This window comes from Phycisphaerales bacterium, assembly GCA_029268515.1.
Classification (GTDB): domain Bacteria; phylum Planctomycetota; class Phycisphaerae; order Phycisphaerales; family SM1A02; genus JAQWNP01.
Window position 1 is genome coordinate 1 of the sequence record JAQWNP010000002.1, and the last position, 21,702, is coordinate 21,702.

Here is a 21,702-nt window from a genome sequence, read left to right on the forward strand (position 1 = left end):
GATGTACTCCAGCGCCGGCTCAAGCGTGATGTCGCGAGAGGCTTTCAGGACGACCGTCGCTTCCTTGTTTGCCTCGCGTACATTCGAGAAGGCCTTGCCCTTGACGATGTTGACGCCAAGATCGCTGTCGCGAGCATTCTCGCCCACGATTTGGCCTGCATAAATAACATCCTGTGGCTCGACAAACAGAACGCCGCGTTGACTGAGACTGAGCATTGAATAGGTCGTCGCCTGCCCGTCCGCCGTCGCCACCATCACGCCGTTCTGGCGACGATAGAGCGTCGCCCGAATAGGCGCATACCGCTGAAAACAGTGATACATCACTGCTTCACCGCCTGTAGCAGTAAGCATATGGCTACGAAGACCAATCAACCCACGCGCAGGAATCTCGGCTTCGATGTGCATGCGATTACCCCGCTGCTCAAGGGTCTGCACTTCACCACCACGCGCACCGAGCAATTCCATAGCCGGGCCGACGTGATCTTGGTCAACATCAATCGTCAATAGCTCGATCGGTTCACTTCGCACACCATCAATCACCTTCTCAATAACCTGCGGACGGCCAACAGTGAGTTCGTACCCTTCGCGGCGCATGTTCTCGAGCAGAATGCCGAGGTGCAAAAGCCCTCGTCCCGATACTTGGAACTCGTCGGCCGTCTTGCCTGGCTCCACTCGCAATGCCAGATTGCTGCGAAGTTCTCGCTGCAAACGTTCATCAATCTGACGACTTGTGACAAACTTGCCGCTGCGTCCAGCATTGGGCGAATCGTTGATGCGAAAGAGCATATGAAGCGTCGGTTCATCTACGGCAATTCTGGCGATTGGATTGGGCTGCTCTGGACAGGCAATGGTGTCGCCGATTTCAAAGTCGCCAATGCCTTCTACCGCACAAAGATCTCCAACCGACACAATCTCGGCAGGCGCCTTACCGAGATCCTTGAATCGATACACCTTGAGTGCTCTCGCCATCCGATTCTTGCTCTCATGGCAGATCGTTACAGCTTGACCTGCCGTGATCGCACCTGCAAAGATTCGGCCAATGGCAATACGACCCGCGTACGGCGAGTAGTCCTGACTTGCGATCAGCATCTGCAGCGGCACATCGGCATAGCCCACGGGCGATGGGATATGTTCCATCACCGCATCAAGAACTGGCTTCATATCGCCTTTGTGCACGCCCTCTTCGAGATTCGACCACCCATCGCGGCCTGAGGCATAAATGACCGGAAAGTCGAGCCGCTCATCGCTCGCTCCAAGTGCGACAAGTAAATCAAAAACCTCGGTGATCACATCATCAGGCCTCGCGTTGGGGCGATCACATTTGTTAATCACAACGATGATTGGATGATCAAGTTCAAGTGCCTTACCGAGCACAAATCGTGTTTGGGGCATCGGTCCTTCAAAAGCATCGACGAGCAACAACACACCGTCGGCCATCTTCAGTACACGCTCGACCTCGCCGCCAAAGTCGGCATGCCCCGGAGTGTCAATAATGTTGATACGACAAGTCGAACCTGCCTGAGCACCATGTTGCGGCCGATAGGTCACAGCGCAATTCTTGGACGTGATCGTGATCCCCCGCTCCTTCTCAAGCGGATCTGAGTCGAGAATGCAATCGGCTTCGTCGCGATTCAACTGCATCGAACCACAATAGGCGAGGATTGAATCGACCAGGGTGGTCTTGCCGTGATCGACATGGGCAATGATCGCGACGTTTCTGAGATTTGGGTCGGCGGTGTGCAGCATGAGTAGCGTGAATCCAAAGGGGAAGCCGAGCATTGTACGATGAACCAGCCTAGATCCGATAGAATTTCCACCTATGGCCGACCTGCTTTCTGCCCGCGATCTATCTAAATCACACCCCGCTGCAACCCTCTTTGAAGGGGTAAGCATCACTATTGGGGAGCGGGCCCGCACCGGCCTCATTGGCCCCAATGGCGCAGGAAAGACAACCTTGGTCCGCATCCTTGCAGGACTTGAGGAACCGGATGAAGGCACTGTGTCCCGGCGAAAGTCGATGCGTGCTGCCTATGTCGAGCAGAGTGATCTCTACGAGGATGGCGACACCCCGCTTTCAGTCGCTACAGCGGCCATGGAGCGTGCTGCAGACCCTCGCCTTGACAGTGAGACTCGGGCCAGTATTGCGCTGTCGAAACTGGGATTTGAGAACTTTGAGCGGCCTGTTTCCGAACTTTCCGGCGGATGGAAAAAACGGCTTTCCATTGCGTGCGCCGTTGGCCTTGAGCCAGACCTCTTGATGCTGGACGAACCGACGAATCATCTGGATCTTGAAGGCGTATTGTGGCTGGAGTCATTTGCTCGGACCACACCAATCGCGATGATTTTTATCACGCATGATCGGCAATTTCTCGAGAACGTAGCGAATCGAATCATCGAACTTTCGCCCGCCTATCCAGGTGGCATGTTTGAGGCAACGGGCAACTACACCGAATTTCTCAATCGCAAGCATGCGTTCTTGGATGCCCAGGCAGCCGAAGAATCGGCACTTGCAAACAAGGTTCGACGAGACACGGCGTGGCTACGTCAAGGCATTCAAGGTCGGCAAACCCGGAATAAAACGCAGGTGGCAGCAGCAGCAGATCGTCGCGGAGAATTAAAGGCCACCAAAGATCGCAACATCGCGCCAACTCGAACGACGACCATTGACTTTCAGGCCACTGAGCGAAAGACGAATCGATTGCTTGCATTGCACAGTGTCGCAATGTCAATGGGTGGAAAGCGGCTCTTTCATGATCTTGATCTGGTGCTCACGCCCGGACGTAGGCTCGGGGTTCTTGGTGTCAACGGCGCAGGGAAGACGACGCTTCTGAGATTGATGAATGGCGAAATTGAGCCTGACAGCGGAACGATCAAACGTGCAGTCGATCTTCGCATCGTGACATTTAGCCAACACCGCGGAACGCTCGATCGGACACAAACACTGCAAGAAGCGCTCTGCCCGGTCGGTGACATGATCGAGTACCGCGGCAAACAAGTCCATGTCACAGGATGGGCACAACGATTTCTCTTCGAAGCTGATCAACTCGCAACATTGGTGGCCAATCTCTCGGGCGGCGAACAGGCTCGACTATTAATTGCCAATCTCATGCTTGAACCTGCAGACATCTTGCTGCTCGATGAACCGACGAACGATCTTGACATCCCCTCGCTGGAGGTTCTAGAGAGCGCGTTGTTGGAATTTCCCGGTGCCATTGCCCTGGTAACGCATGACCGATTCATGTTGGATCGTATTGCTACGGAGTTCGTCGGTCTTGATGACGAAGGTGGAATCAAAGAGTTTCAAACCTGCGAACAATGGTACGCACATAGGAAGGCGATGCGTCATTCTAAAACTGTGGTTCAATCAGCAAAGAAGAACGCTGTTCCCATGGCCGCAGCCAAAAAGTCCAAACGAAAGCGTACCTACAACGATGAACGTGAATACAAGCAGATGGAAAAAGTCATTCTCGAAGCTGAGGAGCGTCTAGAAGCCCTCAAGGCCGACGCTGAAGCCAATACACAGCATGCTTGCGCTAGGGAGATATTCCAATCGCTCTCGGATACGCAGGAACACGTCAAGAAGTTGTACGCTCGCTGGGCCGAGCTTGAAGCGATGGCAGACTAATTCGTTACGCCGGCCCTCGGCGGTATCATCAGTATTGCTATGACAAAGGTCAAAAAATCACATATGGACGACGGTACATTTCATTACATCGTCCGCGGCATCATCCGAGATGGTGATCACGTGCTGCTCGTGAAGCAACGTGGTGGCAACTACACATTTCTACTCGGCGGGCATATTGATTTTGGCGAGCCAGCGGAGGTTGCCTTGGCCCGCGAGCTGAAAGAAGAGATTGGTATTGATGCCACCGTGCAGTCATTTGTAGGCGCCATCGAGAATGGCTGGGGCGACGAGTGTGAAATCTCTCTGGTCTTTGACGTTGACACGCCCACGCTCCGCTCTGATCAGACGCCCAAACCAGCGTCTCCCGCCGAGGAGCACTTGGAGTTTCTCTGGGTGGAAGTTGGCGAACTTTCGAACCACAACCTGCTGCCCACGCCACTGGTGGAGTGGCTCCAAGAACCCGACAAAGCAGGCTGGGCGTCAACGCTGGCCGACTAGGCTGTGAAGATTCTATGGCGCGCGTACGGGCAGAATTTCTACCGGGGCATCATCAAGCGCCGCTCTCGCAACTCTACACCGCGCTCGAAGCCCTGATACCAGCCCGCCCCTTGAACAAACTACAGTGCGACGATGCACCTCCTGCTCGCCACACTGTGCCTGACCATCGCCTTCGGCCCAGCCGATACGCGACTACATGTGCTTTTTCTTGGTGACCGCGCCTATCACCAACCTGAAGTTCGCCTGAACGATGTCTGGGGGCCACTCGCCCGCCAAGGAATTGTGTTTGACTGGGAAGATGATCTCGACGCGATCACGCCTGCGGTACTTGACCGCTACGACTGCGTCGTCATGTACGCCAACCACCCGGCCCAGTCAGTCGAACCGGCGGCCTTCTCTGAATCGCTCGACGCCTACATCCGCGCGGGCGGTGGCTTTGCGGCCCTGCACTGCACGAGCGGCTGCTTCATGGAATCGCCCAGTTGGATCTCACTCATTGGCGCTCGCTTTCAATCGCACGGTTCAGAAGTCTTTTCACAAGATGTCGTAGACGAATCACACCCGATCACTCGGGGCTGGACACCGTTTGAAACATGGGACGAGACATATGTTCAAGAACATATTGACGACGATCGCACACTCTTGACCACACGTGGCGACGAGCCATGGTGCTGGACACGAGCCCATGGAAATGGACGCATCTTCTACACGGCATCAGGGCATGACCACCGCACCTGGACGCACCCGGGCTGGGTCGACCATCTCGAGCGGGCGATTGTCTGGGCCGCTGGCCCCCTCGCCGCCTCCCGCCACAGCCAGTTCAAGCCCGTGGAGTTTGACTTTGAGCCACATGACTGGGTGCCCAACTACGAATCGCATGACCCGCCGATGCCATTCCAACTGGCATCCACGCCCGAGCAAGCCACGGCGGCGCTCATCCCCGCCGCAGGCTTTCACGCCGAACTCTTTGCGAGCGAGCCACTGATCGTCAATCCGGTCGCCATGACGTGGGACGAGCGTGGTCGGTGCTGGCTCATCGAGTCACCCGACTATCCCAATGACACGCGAGATAATGGTGTCGGCACCGATCGCATCAGTGTGCTCGAAGACACCGATGGCGATGGCATGGCCGACTCAAAAACAGTATTTGCCGAGAACCTCAATATCCCCACGGGCCTGCTCAAAGTCACTGGTGGCTTGATCGTGGCGTCACCGCCACACCTCCTCTTCTACGAAGATGTTGATTGCGACGACCAAGCCGATCGACGCGCCACCCTGCTCACTGGCTTCGGTACGTGGGATACCCACGCCGGCCCCTCGAATCTCGCTTGGGGGCCCGACAACAACGTCTGGGGCGCTATTGGATACGCCGGATACAAGAGCGAAGACAGCCCTACATTCGCATCAGGACTCTGGCGATCGGATCAGGCCAAGTTGCATCCCGAGTTTGTAGCGCAGTTCACCAACAACACATGGGGGCTCGGCCTCCGCAGCGACGGCGAAGTATTTGGCTCAACGGCCAATGGCGCACCATCCTTCTTTGTCGGCGCGGCGAAGCCCGATCTTGCGGCGAGCCTGCCGCAGCACCCGGGCGCGGAAATCGTGGCCGATAGCACGATCGTGCATGCAGCGCTTCCTCAATTGCAACAAGGTGACTTCATGGGCCAGTTCACAGCAGCAGCTGGCCACGCATTTGCAACCGGGACACAAGTGCCAGCCCACTGGCCTGAACGCATGGCCTTCATTGCCGAACCAACGGCGCATCTTGTTGGCCGACAAGAAGTCTACCCAGAAAAATCTGGCTTTCGGACACGCGATTGTTTCAATCTTGTCGCGTCCACCGATGAATGGTTCTGCCCGGTGCAAGCCGAAGTCGGCCCAGATGGCGCCATCTGGATTGCAGACCTCGCACAGTTCATCATCCTGCATAATCTGCCAGGAAATCCAGAGCGAGGCCTCCCGGACATTAACTATGGACCGGGCAACGCCCACCTCAACCCACTACGCGACCGAACACATGGGCGAATCTATCGGCTGGTCTCAAGCGACTCCACGCAAACGCCAGACCTCTCTGATGCCACTGCCGAGCAGCTCATCGCCGCACTGTCGAGCGACAACCGTTTCTGGCGCACAACTGCAAGGCGACTCCTTGTCGAGGGCATGTATGCCGAGGCTGGGCCATTACTCCATGAACTTGCTCGCGGGGAACACGACTTCGCCGCCGCTGAGGCCATCCGGACACTGCACGGCCTTGGCATGCTCGGTGGGCGAGTCGCAACGACAACGCTCGCGGAGGCACTCCGCGCCACCAGACCAGCCACTCGGCATGCAGCATTGGCTTCGCTTCCACGAAGCGAGGCGTCATCAATACTCCTGTTAGAAGCAGGCATCTTCGAACACTCGAATGCTGCGACCCGCCGCCACGCCTACCTCGCCGCCTCACGCCTGCCGGAGTCTGATGCGATGGGCGCAGCGATCGCCGGGCGTGCACTCAGCGAGGCACAAGGCGATCCCTGGATAACGCTCTCGCTCACTGCCGCCGCCGCTGCACACCCCAACGCATTTGTGGCTGCGACAGCCCCGCTGCTCACCGGCCCTAACCAATCCACTGATCTCCTCGCCATGGTCGAACTTGCCCGCGCAAAGGCCGACGGGTCGCTCACAACGCCGAGCCAACGAACACTGAGTCTCAAAGGTGGCCGCATCGCCGAGGGCGAGCGAGTCTTTCGCACCAACACTATTGCAGCCTGCTTTCGCTGCCACAGTTTGGATGGTTCAGGAACTGGCGTCGGACCAGATCTATCTACTGTTGGCGGACGGCTCAGTAAGGAACAACTTCTTGAGTCGATCCTCAGCCCCAACGCAGCGTTGGCAGAAGGATGGATAGCGCCAGCCTCGGCAATGCCCGCCTTGGCGGCATTCCTCTCAGATGACGAACTACGCGACATCGTTGCGTTTCTCTCGGCCCAACAATAGCTGGGGGTCAATTCTCAGCAAGACGCTCAAGAAACTCCACCGTTGCACTGCCAATGCGATCGGCGACTTCTCGATTGTTGGCAAAGCCGTTCATGTTTACAGTCAACTCTGCGATGCCAACGGTCATATCGCCACGCGTGAGGGTTCCTTGAAGTTCGAGTACTTTCCTCGCGGGCCTGTCGATAGAACGTGTCAGTTCCATTGACAATGTCAGATCGGCCGCGCCGCCACCGAACAAGCCTGCCGCTGCAAGTTGTGACTCGATGCTCGATTGCAGCACACTTATATCTTTGGCTTCGATCTGAACGCCCAATTTGTTCACGATGAAAACGCTCTGAACTTGCTCGCTAGGTTCGATACCGCCGTTGTATTCGATGAGTTCCATCTTCCCCTTCGGGCCGACGATTGTTCCGATGCTTTTTCGGGCCGCCGCAATGCAACCGCCTGCAGTCATAACAAAAACCAACGCCATTAAAAATAAGCACCGACCCATTGTGTTCTCTTTCTTAGTTTACATCTCGCCCATGCTCAGATAGCACAGGTAATGAATCATCTATTCATTGGCCGGGCCTTCAGAGACATGTAGGGTCAGGGGCAGTCGCCCCAAGCAGAAAGCACGATCAAGATGTCGTCTACACCGACGATGCCGTCATCATCAACATCGGCCGGACATCCATCACACGGACCGAATGAGGATATGAGTTCGAGCACATCATCAACGCCAACAGTGCCGTCGCCAGTAATGTCGCCTGAGCAGGCCGAACACTCTGGATCTACAACGATCCCACCTATGCTTACAAAGGCACCATCAATCTGCTCCAACGAGTTGCCGCACAGACGAGTTTCCATCACTGTGCTCGCCGGCCCCTCAAAGAAGTGAAGGCCCCCGCCGCTCTCGCCACAAGAGTTGCCACGCAGATCGCAGTTCATCATCGATGGTTCGCTTGCCCGAACAAAGAAGCCGCCACCTCGATCGGAGGCTACGTTATCTTCAAAGAGACAGCTATGAAATGTGCCATTGCTCGGAACGTCAGGCTCATGGGCGCCAACACAAGCCACGCCTCCACCATCACGTCCGCAGGTATTCCCACGAAATACGCAGTTACTCACTGCCGAGTGTGAGTCATACGCGTTGCTCATGCCGCCCCCATCGCCATTGACCTCATTATTCTCGAAGAGGCAATCTGCAATCACGGGGTAGCAGGGCCCGCCCCCAGTGCCGCTGCCATACACACAGATTCCGCCGCCACTACCAAGCGGATTGCTGGTTTGAAAGTTGCTCACAAACGTGCAGCCTGTAACAGTCGGACTACTGCTCGATCGAATGAACATCCCCCCGCCAACATTCAGCGTGTTATTGGCAACAAAGTCGCAGTCGGTAATAATGGCATCGGTCAAGTCGGTACATGTCATGCCGCCACCCCACGAAGCCACATTGGACTCAAATCGGCAGCGCTCAAATGTTGGTGTTGAGTGCAACGCATACACGCCGCCGCCGTGCCCCTCCGATGTGTTATTTCGAAACGTGCAGTCGGTAATCGTGGGCGTGCCTCCATTGACACACAAACCTGCGCCACCCCAACTTGCGTTGGTGTCGAAGATGCAATTGAGAATGGTTGGTGACGCACTATTTATCAGCATGCCGCCGCCGCAATGGACCATTCCAAAGACCGGATCATTGATAAGTTCTCCCTCCCCATGAACAATGCGAAACCCATCGAGCACACTCCCTGATCCTTCCTCGGAAGCAAATCGAACAACCGGCCCGCCAAGGCCACTGCCATCAAGAATCGTTGTTTCAGGACCGTCGCCCATGACCAAGATTGGCTTGCCCAGGAAGTCGAGTTTTTCGTGATAGAAGCCAGGCTCAACCTGCACGGTGTCGCCTGAAGAAGCCGCTTCGATTGCCAATTGAATCGTTGGATATCCACTTGGTACCTCCAGCACGGACGCCGCCGCAAACGAGCCCACCAAAAGAATTACTGCAATGCCACATCCAAAACCCATCAATCGACTCATCATGAGCTCTCCTCATTCCAGATAGTTGCATCTCATACCGTACCGCATGCGGGGACAATCTCTGCAACAGCAATTCTGGAATTGGAGTACACCGAGCATATCACTGCGTAGGAGTGCTAATTCTCAACGATTCAACGTCGATTCCACCTGCCTGCAACTCGATCGAGACACCACCAGAGGCGAATGCCACAGAGGACGCCGCCACCTCGATGCCGTTGATAGACACCGACACAGCCTCGCTGGCACCTGTCACATCGAGTTCATACCAGGTGTCCTCAGGGATCAAGCGAACCGCCAGTGGCCTATGCCCAAGGATGCTCCCTGTGCTCGGCGCTGGCGAGCGACCCTCTGCAATCGCAATCGATACGCCCCCAATCACAAGTGTGGCTGATGCACCAGACTCAAACCGCAGCTTTCCGTGAATTCGCCAGTTCCGACCAACGTCAGACCGCAATTGCAACTGGCCGCTTCCTGTCAGCGAGAGACCTTCACTACCAAGCCCTCCGCCAAGATCTCCGCTCAATACAAACGAACCACGCAATAGCGACTCGCCTTGTGTCGCGGCATCGATCATCGGCTTGAGCCGAACGTCGGCGATGCCTCCTGGTCCCACAGCCGCCAGCACACGCAGCCACTGCTCGTGCCCACCAGTGGGCAGTGCAATTCCCGCAAGCACTTGCATATCGTCCATGAGTACCTCTTTGAGTTGCCCATCAGATACCTCGAACTCAAGTTGGTGCCGCTGGCCTGGGCCGCGCCATGCATCTTCAGTTGATTGCGCGAGTATGACGCCGTCTGAGTCGATGACTTCAACTGATCCATGTCCCGCGTGATCCCGCACCACAATCGCTGCATGACCTGGAAGACCGATCGCAATTCCTCCAGTCTTCGGAAGCATGATCGTAGCACGCACACGAGCACTCCTTGGAGGCGATGCCTGCAAGACATAGTCTTCTTGTGCCGAATCATTGACGAGCAAATCATTACCACTGCTACGGGTAAATCGAGTTCGATCGCTGAGATCGAGTTTGTCCTTCGCAAGTCGCCAATCGCCAGACCAAAGCTGTTGAGGATCAGCCCATGTCAGCCGCAGCCAGCCCGATTCATCTGCCGTTCTTGCATTTGGCGGCGGCGGCGTAACTTCACGGGCAACGGTGCGGGTGGGGCCACCAGGAAGCCGATTGACTGTGTAAGCCACCTCGTCGGTGCGAAGTGCTCGACCCGAAGTGTCGACGATATCACTCAATTTCAAACGCACAACACGGCCCGCAGACAACTCAGGCATTTCCAAGTGCAAAATACGCCGATCTCTCGACAACGTCGCCTGCGTGATGTCCACCGCACTTCGCCGCTGCTCAGGCGAGCCGTACTTCCACCACCAGTTGTAATCGTACGACTCAGCTTGTACTTGTTCAGGAGCAACCACGCCTGCGATAGCGTGGGTGAATTCGATATCAAAGCCACCCGGCACCAACTGCATATGCAGCATCTCCAATGGCGTCTCGCCCTGCCAAGTCACTCTTGCCAGACCATGCCCGGGTGACAAGCCTCCCCATCCACGATTGGTGAGTCCGCACACCAGTGAACCATCGGGCGCAAACGCAACACGAGCGACTGAGCCAACACGACTCAAGAACGGCCACACTGCGCCCTGGGACACACCATCAACTTCCTCGATCTCGGCACGGAGAATTCGTCCAGTGGTCATTTCGGCAACAAAGAGTTGGTTTACAAAGGGACCGAACGCCCCGCCAGTCGTGTCTGGAACCAAGTTGCCCGTTGACCGTGACCATTCATAAGGAATCCAAATCGCGGCGGGAACTCGCTCGACATTGGGCGGCTCGCGATCATGTGGCTTGCGTTCGCCGAAGCCGTAGCCTTCAGTCCAGCGAAGGCTTGCCGGATGCCCATGAAAGCCACCCTTCTTGACGACAAAGATCGGCGACGATGGCATCCAGTCGCCTTGGTTGTCTGTTGCAAGCAGTCGACCGTCTACATCAATTCCAAGACCACAGGGACTGCGGAATCCGCACGCCCATGGCTCAACCGCTCCATCAGGCGACACCCGAAGTATCCATCCACGATGGGGTTCGAATGCCTGCCCATGCCACCACTCAGGTGAACCGAAGCCCAGATTAAGCGCGATAAATCGTCCACCACTTTCATCGCGAGGTAACCCGAATGCAAACTCATGGTAGTTGTCTGACACACCCCAGTCCTGGCTCACAACCTCCACATCATCAACCAAGCCATCGTGGTCAACATCACGTAGTCGCGACAATTCACCGCGTTGCAAGACGATCAAATCATCCCCGTCAACATCAAGACCTAGACCCTCCCACAAGCCATCGGCAAAGCGTGTCCACTGGGCATCGGACGGATCATTGCCAAGTGCGCCATCTACCAGCCACACGCGGCCCCGCCGAGTGCTCACGGCGACACGCCCGTCGGGGAGAAATGCCAAGCCGCCAGCTTCGATGACTTCGCCCGCAGGCGCTGGAATTGTCTCCACAAGCCACGAGTCGGTCACGGTCATGGCGAGCAGCAGTGTCGTGATTGCAATCATGAGGGCATCACCGTTCGCCGGTCTTGGGGATCAAGCGGTATCCCTACGGCGGCAGCTCGCTCGGCGTCAAGACCAGGCAAGACCATAATCTCGACACTCCCGTTCGCGGGAAGCGAGAAACGATCAATATGAGATCGTCCGCCACGGACACCAATGACATCTGGCCCAGATCTCCACCATGACCATCCATCAGCAGTTCCAAGCACGGCCAATGATGAGCCTGCCGGGATCGACATACTCAATCCATTGGTATTGCCTTCAATGTCAAGTACACGCACATAACCTGGGATATCGTGATAAGTCGCTGTCTTCCCATACTCAGTGATGCTCGCACCAGCAATCGCCATGCGCAAACTGGCACGATCATCACGAATGCTCGTTCCAAGGAACTTTGCAGAGATCGGATCACCACCAATGAAGAACGAAGGCCATGGACCAGCGCGGTGAATGACTCTCCCGAGTGGTTCAAGGGCAGTGCCACCGCGCCCCTCCCAATCAGTGCGTCGCACAAATTTTCCTTGCCGTGCGGCCCGAAAGCTGGCATCGGTGGTGTTGTAAGCCAGCGTCAGACCATCTGTACCACCAATGAGAATGCCGCGTGGCTCAGGGGTATCGCCCGGTCCGTGTGGCGGCAACATCCCTCGCACAACCATTGGTCGGTGGTCGACGACCAATTCAGCATCATTGCTCGGAGGTGGTGAGGGCGGCGAGAGTGACAGCACATACTCCACCACTGCTTTGGTCTGTTGTCCGCTGAGTATCTTGATGAACCCAGGCATAGGCGTTCCTGCAATGCCGTGCTGCACGACACGCCGCACGGCCTCGGTGGTATTGCCAAATGAGAATCCGCCTGCCAAAAAGGAACGCGCGGGCCGATCAAGTTTCTCGGTGCCCTGCCCGTCACCACTCGCACCGTGGCATCGAGCACAGTTGGCCATATAAACCGTCCGCCCCGAAACCAACGTCTGTGGTGCGGGGCGGATATGTGCCGAGGAAGCGTTGTCCGTTTGGCTGGATGGTGGCGGTTCAATCGACGCCGGAGGAGGCGGTGGTTCCGGTATGAGCACCCAGCATCCCCACACAATAATTGCAGCCAAAATCGGCGCTACAACTACGACACACACAATATTGGTGACGATCGACTTGACGGTCATGCTGTGTCCTTGGGCCATAGGCGGGAAAGGATAGCGAAAAACTCGCCCTCTGCAGGCCTTGAAAAACGCCTTTGAAACCGCCACACAGCTCATCCGCCGTTTATTCCGATTGCGGGTGAGATCATGGCCAATCACAACGACCTACTGAGTCGTTGTTTCGTAGGTTGAATGAGATGCTTTGCTCGCTGCTCCTCCGAGCATGCAGCCGGCCTTGTGAGGCTATTTACAGGAGATTCAGTATGCAAATAAGCGATGTGATGAGTAAATGTGCTGCTGGTGTAGCGATCATGGTGATCAGCCATACACAAGCAGGGCCGACGCAGTCAATCGGTTTCGGTAGTTTCCATGCAGATGGTTCAGTGTCCTACTCAGGGCCAACCGACACCGATGGCAACCCCGTCACACCTCGCGTCACAAGTGATTTCGCCGGGGCCCCGCCGACCAATACTTGGTGGTCCTCGCTCATTTGGGAGCGCCACCCGGGCAACTCATACGGCCAACCATTCCATCCACATCCCTTGTCGATGCAAGCTGCAAGCGAGGGTTTGTATCTCGGCCACTCCACAACCCCAGGAAGTTGGGATCGCGGATACGAATATAGTTTCTCCGGTTCAAGCGCCGCGATCACGATCGGTGTCGACGGGCTCTCCTCGCCTGAAGTACAAGTCGCTGGTAACAGCGATTGGACAGTCGTCGCTGCATGGAACGACGGCACGCGATCACTGCGGGCGACCATTGGTCGCGGCATGCCAATCGTGCTTGCTGAGTGCCAAGGCGGCGATCCAATCATCCATGCCGAAAATACCACCGTTCACTTTCAAAGTGAAAGAACTGTTGTTCTCGAGAAGAATGGCCAGCACTGGGCCGCTTTCGCGCCGAATGGATTCCATTGGACACAAGAGGGCAGCCTCTGGCGATGTGCTGGCGCAGCGCATGTGTCTGCCGGCATCTTGCCCGATGGCTCTAGCGACACTATCTCGCTATTTGAAGCGGCTGCTTTTGCAGCGGTCCGCGACACGCAAGTGTCTTGGGAGTGGCAACCTGATTCACGCACCGTGCGCGCTACCTACGCATTTACAGTTGAGCAACTCGATGGCGGCAGTGCCGACCCACTCTGCTGCCTCTATCGCCACCAATGGATTTATGCAGATGCGCCGTTTACTGGCCATACCTACCCGTCTGCACGAGGACTACTGAAACTTGCGTCGACCGCAAGTTTTGAAGTTGATTTCCCCGTTCCCGCAGCGCTCCCACAACTTCCGGCCGTTGACACAATCGATTTATTCACCGCGACTAACTTAATCGCCGAAGGCGTCTCGAATGGTGCGGCCAGCTATACATCGGATACGTATTGGGGTGGCAAATCCCTTGGCCGCACTGCCCAACTCGCAATGATGGCGAATGCAACTGGCGACACCAATAGCCGCAACCAACTTGTTGCTGATTTGAAGTCTGGACTCGAAGAGTGGTTCACGGTCGACGCATCATCCGATGACGGCGGCAATGCATCAGATCTATTACAAGCCGAAAACGCGGCTTCAATGCAGGGTGTCGTAGTTGAATCGGTTGATGGCGCTGACGGCGATGCCGTAACTGGATTCAGTGATGGTGACTGGATTCGCCTTGCTGCTATCGAGTTTCCGAACGAACTTCCCAACCGCGTCGTACTGCGCCGCGCATCAGGCACGACAGGAAGCACGATGTTGCGTCTTCGTCTGGACAGCCCCTCCGGACTAAAAATCGCCGAAGCAGCCGTTGGCAGCACTGGTGGCTGGAGCAACTGGGACGACCTCGCCATGGGTATGACGATCTCAGACCCCAGTTTGCTGAGCGGCACACATGATGTCTATGTCGTATGCGAAGGTGGTGGTGGCGCGGAAATGTTCTCGGTTGACCGATTGACGTTTGAAATTCCAGGCAGTGGTGGTTCCTCAAATGCGGCATTTGCATATCACGATACGTGGGGCACACTCATTGGCTATCCGGCGAGTTATGGCGCCGACAGCGAACTCAATGATCACCACTTTCACTATGGCTACTTTCTGTGGGCAGCAGCCGTAGTGGCACGCTTTGATCCTGCATGGGCAGACGATGAAGCTTGGGGTGGCATGGTTGACCTACTGGTCAGTGATGCTGCGAACTGGGATCGAAGTGATACACGCTATTGCTTTCTCCGCAACTTTGAACCATATGTCGGCTATTCCTACGCCGCCGGTCACGCTGGCTTCGCAGCAGGCAACAACCAAGAGTCGTCCTCAGAGTCGATGAACTTTGCAGCCGGATGTTTAATGTGGGGCGAGACAACCGGACGCAATGATATTCGCGACCTCGGCTTGTTCTTGCTCGCCGTCGAATCGGCATCGATCGAACAGTACTGGTTTGATGTTGATGAACAAGTATTCCCAGCCGAGATGCCACGAGATCTTGCTGGAATTGTCTGGGACGCTGGCGCCACGTACGCAACGTGGTGGACCGCCAATGTCGAAGAAATTCATGGCATCAACATGCTGCCGATTACCGGTGGCTCGCTGTACCTCGGCACGCGAGTCGATGCCGTGGAACGATTGTGGTCATACTTTCTCGCCGAGAATGGAGGCGCTCCAACCGTATGGCAGGACATCTTATGGAGTTATCAGGCACTCTTTGATCCACAGTCTGCACTCAGTAGTCTAGAGGCATGGGCCTATACGCCAGAAGGCGGTGACTCAAAGGCGAGAGCGTACTGGTGGATTTCAGCCCTCGCCGGGCTCGGCCAAGTTGATGCAAGCGTGAGTGGCAACTCGCCGCTCTCGGCGGTGTTCTTCAATGGAACGACTCGCACCTATGTTGCTCACAATATGTCGCAGGCTGATAGCGAAACAGTCTTTACGGATGGGTTTCGAATGTGCGTTGCCTCAGGTCAGACCCTTGCTACAACCAACGATGGCAACATGACCATATGTCCCCCAGGCGGCGACTTTGATGGAAGCGGCGACATCAATGTTTCAGACTTGTTAATTCTTCTGCAGACATGGGGCACCTGCCAAGATGTTAATTGCCCAACGGACATGACAGGCGATGGAGTCGTCGATGTAAGTGACTTACAAGCGTTTTTGGCTGCATGGTGATCTGCTGGCCCAGTCCACAACATGCCCGTGCGATTGCTCTCACCTACAGATCTATGCCTGATCGCTACGCGCTAAAGCTGCTGCCACAACCACAACTGCTCGTCGCGTTGGGATTATTGAAGACGAAGCCGCGGCCCATGATCTCGTCCTTGAAATCGATCTCGGTACCGTTGAGATAGAGCAGACTCTTGGGGTCGCAGATGACCTCTAGTTGGAAAGACTCGCTCCCCTCGCCCTCAGCTGCCTCGATCTCGTAGTCGAATGACCAAGCCTCATCGGTCTCTCTCGCCGTCTCGGTCAAGTCAAGCAGATAGGAAAAACCAGAGCAGCCCCCGCCCTTGACACCGACGCGAAGTTTGATGATCGCCGCATCGAGGTCTTGTTGGCGAATAATGGAGGCGATCTCACGAACAGCCGTTTCGGTGATGCTGACAGTCATAGGGAGAGTCTCCGGAATGCTGAAGGACGAGTGACCCCAACTCAGGGCCGGAATCTACCATTCTAACCGGCTTGAGACAGTGCGAAAGTCCTTATTGCAGACTAGAATTATTCTAACTTACGACTTCTCTCCGCCCTATTGCCTTTGGAACCATCACCTATGACCACCGATTCCAATACAACGATTGACCAATGGGCTGATAACTCAGAGTACCGCTGGGGCTTTGAGACCAACATCGAGTCAGACACACTGCCGCCCGGACTCAATGAGAATGTGGTCCGAAGCATCTCCAAGCGAAAGAATGAGCCCGATTGGTTGCTGCAGTGGCGGCTCGAAGCCTTCGCCAAGTGGAAGAAAATGGCCGAGCCAGAGTGGGCACACTGGCCCGACCACGACTGGCGGCCAATCGACTACCAAGCCATTTCCTACTACTCGGCGCCCATACGGGACGAAGACCGCCCACAAAGCCTTGATGACGTCGACCCCAAACTTCTTGAAACGTACGAGAAACTAGGCATTCCACTTGAAGAACGCGCCGCCCTTGCGGGCGTTGCCGTTGATGCCGTGTTTGACAGCGTCTCGGTCGCCACAACCTTCCGTGACAAACTCGCCGAAGTCGGCGTAATCTTCTGCCCATTCTCGGAAGCCGTCAGCGATCACCCTGACCTGGTCAAAAAGTACCTCGGCAAAGTCGTCTCTCGCACTGACAACTTCTTTGCCGCTCTGAATGCAGCCGTGTTCACTGACGGATCGTTTGTGTACATCCCCAAGGGCGTTCGCTGCCCGATGGAGTTGAGCACCTACTTCCGTATCAATCAGATGAATACAGGCCAATTTGAGCGGACACTGATCATCGCAGACGAAGGTTCGTATGTGTCCTACCTCGAGGGCTGTACCGCCCCGCAGCGGGATGAGAACCAATTACACGCCGCCGTGGTTGAACTTATTGCACTCGAAGACGCTGAGATCAAGTATTCAACGATCCAGAATTGGTATCCGGGCGATGAAAATGGTGTCGGTGGCATTTACAACTTCGTCACCAAACGCGGATTGTGCGAAGGCGACCGAAGCCACATCTCGTGGACGCAGGTCGAGACCGGCTCGGCAATCACTTGGAAGTACCCATCATGCATCCTCAAGGGCCACGACAGCATTGGCGAGTTCTACTCGGTCGCGCTCACAAATAACTACCAGCAGGCCGACACGGGCACCAAGATGGTCCACATTGGCAAACGAACACGAAGCAATATCGTGTCGAAGGGCATCAGCGCTGGCAAGGGCCACAACACCTACCGGGGCCTCGTCAAGATTCTCCCCGGCGCCGAAGACTCACGAAATTACACACAGTGCGATTCGATGCTCATGGGCACCGAGTGCGGGGCTCACACCTTCCCGGTGATCGAGGTTGAGAATCCCACTGCCCAGGTTGAACATGAAGCTTCAACAACAAAGATCGGTGAAGACCAGATCTTCTACTGCAATCAACGTGGCATTTCGTCTGAGGACGCAGTGTCGATGATCGTCAACGGGTTCTGCCGCGAAGTCTTCGCAGAATTGCCCATGGAGTTTGCTGTCGAGGCACGAGCACTGCTCGCCGTGAGCCTCGAGGACAGCGTCGGTTGAGAAGGAACCACCAATTATGAGCCTGCTTGAAGTCAAAAATCTACACGCATCAGTCGATGGAATTGAGATCCTCAAGGGTCTCAACCTCACCATCAAACCAGGCGAAGTGCATTCGATCATGGGCCCCAACGGATCTGGCAAGAGCACCCTCTCTCGCGTGATCGCCGGCGAGGACACCTATGAGGTAACTCAGGGGAGTGTCACGCTCAAAGGCAAGGATCTCCTTGACATGGACCCGGAAGAACGAGCCCGCGAAGGCATCTTTCTTGCCTTTCAGTATCCCGTCGAAATTCCCGGCGTGAGCACAAAGTACTTCCTGCGAACTGCGGTCAACTCGATTCGCGCGCACCGAGGACTTGATGAGCTCGATGCCTATGGCTTCCTGAAACTGGTCAAGGAGAAGGCCGCGTGGGTAGAACTCGATCAATCGCTGCTCGACAGGCCAGTCAACGAAGGGTTCTCTGGCGGCGAAAAGAAACGCGCTGAGATCTTCCAGATGGCCATGCTTGAACCGACCATGGCAATTCTGGATGAAACCGACTCGGGACTCGACATCGATGCGTTGCGGATCGTCGCCGCTGGCGTCAACCAACAACGAAGTCCGGAGCGTGGCTTTCTTATCATCACCCACTACCAGCGTCTGCTTGAGTACATCGTGCCAGATGTTGTACATGTGCTACTTGACGGGCAGATCGTCCGCAGTGGCGGCAAGGAATTGGCAATGGAACTCGAAGAGAAGGGCTACAGTTGGATCGAACAAGAGGTCGCAGCGAGCGCCTGACCATGTGCACAGAAATACTCGACAATATGTGCCCTTTATCCGACGCCATCGACGGACTCGCAAAGCAGTCACTCGGCAAACACCGACTCGCCGCCTCGGCCCGCCTACATAAACTCGGATGGCCGACTAAGCGAACAGACGCCTTTCGATATTGTGATCTTCGGAAACTGGCTGAAACGCAGTGGCTTCCAGCTCCTCAAGCCGTCGTTGAAAGCAAACTGCTGAATACGCTCTCCATCGACGGGACAGGAACACAGCTTGTATTTGTCAATGGACGGTTTGACGCGGACAATAGTTCGCCTCTTCCAGAGGGCGTTCGCATTCTCGGTCCGATGCTCGGCGAGACCGAACTCGATCAGATTGCAGATTTCAGCGACGACGCCTTTGCCCAACTCGCAACCGCTATCGTCGAAGATGGCGTGCTCATCGAGATCGCAGATGGCGAAGTACTCACTGATCCAATCCATATCGTGCACGTCGCTGCCGCCGGCGCAGACCCCATCGCTTGCACGCTTCGTATCGTCATTCGTATTGGCCGCGGAAGCCGTGCCTGTATTCTCGAAACATGGGCAAGCGAAGGACAAGCACTCGTCACACCAATGACTGAAGTGGTGCTCGCCGAGAACGCGCACTGCGATCACGCCCGGTTGATCGAAGACGGGCCAGACACATTCAATATGGGTGCCATCGCATCAAAACAGGCTGCTGGCAGCACCTTTGAGTCGGTCGTCCTCGTGGTTGGAAGTGCTGTAGCCCGCACGAGGGCCTACAACTCACTGGACGGCGAAGGTGCACATGTCGCCATCCGTGGCTTTGGCATCGGTGATGATCGGCGGCATATCGATAGCCGCCTATATGTCTCCCATATGGCACCCAATTGCACCAGCCGTGAAGTCTTTAAGCACCTCCTTCCTGACAAGAGTACCGCCGCATTTACCGCGCGCATCTTCGTCAATCACGGCGCTCATGGAACCGATGCTGTGCAGACGAGTCGCAATCTTCTGCTCAGTACCGAGGCGAAGTCTTGGAGCCAGCCTCAACTTGAGATTTACGCCGATGATGTCAAGTGCACACACGCCTCGACAACTGGCGAAATTGATCCCGGGGGGCTCTTCTATCTTCGCGCTCGCGGTGTACCTGAATCAACAGCGAGGGCACTGCTGGCATGGGCCTTTGCATCCGAAGTCATCGACGAAGTTCCCTTGGTAGCACTCCGAACACATCTCGCACGTCGCATTCTGGCCCAACTACCTGGCGCAGAAATGCTTGACGAAGGCGTCGTGTCATTGTGAGTCGCCAGTCCGGAGAGATCGGCGAATCGATCAATCTGCAAGCTGTCCGCGAATCCATCCCCGCCCTTGCGCGACTCGTCCATGACAAACCGCTGGTGTATCTCGACGCCGCCGCAACGACTCCTCGGCCGCAAGCAGTCATCGATGCCGTGGCCAATTACGAATCGACCTTCCCAGCCAATGTCCATCGCGGCGTCCACACGCTCTCAGGCGAAGCAACGGCCGCCTATGAGAATGCCCGCGAACACATCGCTACCTTTCTTGGCGCAGATAGTCCTGAACTTATCTTTACTCGAGGCACGACCGAAGCAATCAATCTTGTGGCAGGCTCATGGGCCACCGCTCACCTCAAGGCTGGCGATGAAATCCTGATTTCGGTCCTTGAACACCATGCCAATATTGTGCCATGGCAAATGCTGTGTGAACGGCTGGGCACTCATCTTCGAGTCGCCGATGTCACTGATGCGGGCGACTTAACGGTCGCGGCTGTGGAATCGGCGATTACACCAAATACACGGCTCATTGCCATGACCTGCGTTTCCAATGCGATCGGGACGGTGACGCCGATTGTGGATGTTTGCGCACTGGCAAAAAGTCGAGGCATTGTATCCCTGATCGACGCCGCGCAGATGACACCGCACATGCCTGTCGACTTTCATTCACTGGGCTGCGACTTTCTCGCATTCAGTGGCCACAAAATGTATGGCCCAACCGGCATCGGTGGCCTACTCGGACGAAGCGAGATGCTTGCATCAATGCCGCCCTGGCAGGGTGGCGGCGACATGATTCGCACGGTCACACTCGAAGGCAGTACATGGAACGACGTACCGTGGAAATTTGAAGCGGGCACACCCAATATTGGCGGCACGATTGGCTTGGCCGCGGCGGTTGAGTGGCTTGACACCATTGGCTTGGACGCGATTGGCATTCGTGAGCAAGGACTCCTTGACGAGGCTGTAAAGCGGCTGCAATCAATTGATCGCTTACAGTTGGTCGGCGAGCCCACTGAGCGGGCTGGTGCAATTTCATTCATCATTGACGGCATGCACCCCGCCGATATCGGCGCCATGCTCGACCGGCACGGCATCGCCATTCGTGCCGGACACCACTGCGCTCAACCAGCCTTACATCGATTCGGCCAGACCACAACTGCTCGCATTGCGCCAGCTTTCTACAACACATCCACTGAACTTGAGACGCTCGAAACTGCCATCAGGAGGATCATCGATGTCTTCGGCTAGCCCACTCCGCGAGCACATCATCGATGCTATTCGCACCGTTCGTGACCCCGAAATTCCGGTCAACCTGTACGAGCTAGGGCTTATCTATGACATCCGGATCGATGAGCGAGGCGGAGTACACATCGACATGACCCTCACCACGCCGAATTGTCCCGTCGCGGAAGTGCTTCCCCAACAGGTTGAGCAGGCTGTCGCAGCGGTTGAAGGCGTGAGTGGCGTGGCTGTTGATGTCGTCTGGGAACCAGAGTGGAAGCCCGAGATGATGAGTGAAGCTGCCAAGCTCGACCTCGACTTCACCGGCAAATTTGACCCCCAGAAGATTGCGGGCAAAACCAATCTGACGATCGGTCGAAAACCACGCGATCGCCGCTAGTCTTCTCA

General features: G+C 56.0%; 15 protein-coding genes. 9 read left to right on the top strand and 6 right to left on the bottom strand.

Annotation, left to right across the window (positions count from 1 at the left end; genetic code table 11):
• A partial coding sequence (gene typA / locus P8J86_01425; protein MDG2053347.1) for a translational GTPase TypA occupies nt 1-1,746 on the bottom strand: 1,746 nt, incomplete at its 3' end.
• A gap of 73 nt (nt 1,747-1,819) precedes the next feature.
• Between typA and P8J86_01430 the strand changes: the two genes are divergently transcribed.
• From P8J86_01430 to P8J86_01440, 3 genes are all read left to right on the top strand, one after another.
• Nucleotides 1,820-3,625, top strand: a complete 1,806-nt coding sequence (locus P8J86_01430; protein MDG2053348.1) for an ABC-F family ATP-binding cassette domain-containing protein — start codon at nt 1,820-1,822, stop codon at nt 3,623-3,625.
• Between the two features lie 39 nt (nt 3,626-3,664).
• On the top strand, nt 3,665-4,123 hold the full coding sequence (locus tag P8J86_01435) for an NUDIX domain-containing protein (GenBank protein MDG2053349.1): 459 nt from the start codon (nt 3,665-3,667) through the stop codon (nt 4,121-4,123).
• Between the two features lie 132 nt (nt 4,124-4,255).
• Nucleotides 4,256-7,099: a ThuA domain-containing protein gene (locus P8J86_01440; protein MDG2053350.1), complete on the top strand. Its 2,844-nt coding sequence runs from the start codon at nt 4,256-4,258 to the stop codon at nt 7,097-7,099.
• 7 nt (nt 7,100-7,106) lie between these two features.
• On the opposite strand, the gene P8J86_01445 is transcribed toward P8J86_01440, so the two are convergent.
• The 4 genes from P8J86_01445 to P8J86_01460 all read right to left on the bottom strand — a co-directional run bounded on the left by P8J86_01445 (nt 7,107) and on the right by P8J86_01460 (nt 12,838).
• Entirely contained in the window at nt 7,107-7,592 is a 486-nt protein-coding gene (locus P8J86_01445) for a hypothetical protein (protein MDG2053351.1), read from the bottom strand.
• Nucleotides 7,593-7,687: 95 nt separating this feature from the next.
• Nucleotides 7,688-9,121: a right-handed parallel beta-helix repeat-containing protein gene (locus tag P8J86_01450; protein MDG2053352.1), complete on the bottom strand. Its 1,434-nt coding sequence runs from the start codon at nt 9,119-9,121 to the stop codon at nt 7,688-7,690.
• 97 nt (nt 9,122-9,218) lie between these two features.
• On the bottom strand, nt 9,219-11,684 hold the full coding sequence (locus P8J86_01455; protein ID MDG2053353.1) for a PQQ-dependent sugar dehydrogenase: 2,466 nt from the start codon (nt 11,682-11,684) through the stop codon (nt 9,219-9,221).
• Nucleotides 11,681-12,838, bottom strand: coding sequence for a cytochrome c (locus tag P8J86_01460; GenBank protein MDG2053354.1), 1,158 nt, complete (start codon nt 12,836-12,838; stop codon nt 11,681-11,683). The genes P8J86_01455 and P8J86_01460 overlap by 4 nt, the downstream gene beginning before the upstream one ends.
• A gap of 239 nt (nt 12,839-13,077) precedes the next feature.
• On the opposite strand from P8J86_01460, the gene P8J86_01465 reads away from it, so the two are divergent.
• On the top strand, nt 13,078-15,945 hold the full coding sequence (locus P8J86_01465; protein MDG2053355.1) for a glycosyl hydrolase: 2,868 nt from the start codon (nt 13,078-13,080) through the stop codon (nt 15,943-15,945).
• A gap of 64 nt (nt 15,946-16,009) precedes the next feature.
• On the opposite strand, the gene P8J86_01470 is transcribed toward P8J86_01465, so the two are convergent.
• The gene (locus tag P8J86_01470; protein MDG2053356.1) at nt 16,010-16,384 is read right to left on the bottom strand and encodes an iron-sulfur cluster assembly accessory protein; all 375 of its coding nucleotides are present in this window, start codon (nt 16,382-16,384) and stop codon (nt 16,010-16,012) included.
• A 159-nt stretch (nt 16,385-16,543) separates the two neighbouring features.
• Here P8J86_01470 and sufB point away from each other — a divergent pair, with 159 nt between their 5' ends.
• From sufB to P8J86_01495, 5 genes are read left to right on the top strand one after another with little or no spacing between them, the layout of a single operon-like run.
• A complete protein-coding gene (gene sufB, locus P8J86_01475; GenBank protein ID MDG2053357.1) occupies nt 16,544-18,007 on the top strand; it encodes a Fe-S cluster assembly protein SufB in 1,464 nt (487 codons plus the stop codon).
• A 16-nt stretch (nt 18,008-18,023) separates the two neighbouring features.
• On the top strand, nt 18,024-18,788 hold the full coding sequence (gene sufC / locus P8J86_01480; protein MDG2053358.1) for a Fe-S cluster assembly ATPase SufC: 765 nt from the start codon (nt 18,024-18,026) through the stop codon (nt 18,786-18,788).
• 2 nt (nt 18,789-18,790) lie between these two features.
• Nucleotides 18,791-20,080 carry a Fe-S cluster assembly protein SufD gene (sufD, locus tag P8J86_01485; GenBank protein MDG2053359.1) on the top strand — a complete coding sequence of 430 codons (1,290 nt, stop codon included), beginning with the start codon at nt 18,791-18,793 and terminating at the stop codon, nt 20,078-20,080.
• Nucleotides 20,077-21,321 carry a cysteine desulfurase gene (locus tag P8J86_01490; protein MDG2053360.1) on the top strand — a complete coding sequence of 415 codons (1,245 nt, stop codon included), beginning with the start codon at nt 20,077-20,079 and terminating at the stop codon, nt 21,319-21,321. Before sufD ends, P8J86_01490 begins: the two co-directional genes overlap by 4 nt.
• Nucleotides 21,308-21,694, top strand: coding sequence for a DUF59 domain-containing protein (locus tag P8J86_01495; protein MDG2053361.1), 387 nt, complete (start codon nt 21,308-21,310; stop codon nt 21,692-21,694). Before P8J86_01490 ends, P8J86_01495 begins: the two co-directional genes overlap by 14 nt.
• Nucleotides 21,695-21,702 lie beyond the last annotated feature (8 nt).

Coding starts and splice junctions, on each gene's coding strand:
- P8J86_01455 (MDG2053353.1), bottom strand. CDS start 11,684: ATGATTGCAATCACGACACTGCTGCTCGCCATGACCGTGACCGACTCG.
- P8J86_01445 (MDG2053351.1), bottom strand. CDS start 7,592: ATGGGTCGGTGCTTATTTTTAATGGCGTTGGTTTTTGTTATGACTGCA.
- sufC (MDG2053358.1), top strand. CDS start 18,024: ATGAGCCTGCTTGAAGTCAAAAATCTACACGCATCAGTCGATGGAATT.
- P8J86_01495 (MDG2053361.1), top strand. CDS start 21,308: ATGTCTTCGGCTAGCCCACTCCGCGAGCACATCATCGATGCTATTCGC.
- sufD (MDG2053359.1), top strand. CDS start 18,791: ATGTGCACAGAAATACTCGACAATATGTGCCCTTTATCCGACGCCATC.
- P8J86_01440 (MDG2053350.1), top strand. CDS start 4,256: ATGCACCTCCTGCTCGCCACACTGTGCCTGACCATCGCCTTCGGCCCA.
- P8J86_01470 (MDG2053356.1), bottom strand. CDS start 16,384: ATGACTGTCAGCATCACCGAAACGGCTGTTCGTGAGATCGCCTCCATT.
- sufB (MDG2053357.1), top strand. CDS start 16,544: ATGACCACCGATTCCAATACAACGATTGACCAATGGGCTGATAACTCA.
- P8J86_01435 (MDG2053349.1), top strand. CDS start 3,665: ATGACAAAGGTCAAAAAATCACATATGGACGACGGTACATTTCATTAC.
- P8J86_01460 (MDG2053354.1), bottom strand. CDS start 12,838: ATGACCGTCAAGTCGATCGTCACCAATATTGTGTGTGTCGTAGTTGTA.
- P8J86_01465 (MDG2053355.1), top strand. CDS start 13,078: ATGCAAATAAGCGATGTGATGAGTAAATGTGCTGCTGGTGTAGCGATC.
- P8J86_01450 (MDG2053352.1), bottom strand. CDS start 9,121: ATGATGAGTCGATTGATGGGTTTTGGATGTGGCATTGCAGTAATTCTT.
- P8J86_01430 (MDG2053348.1), top strand. CDS start 1,820: ATGGCCGACCTGCTTTCTGCCCGCGATCTATCTAAATCACACCCCGCT.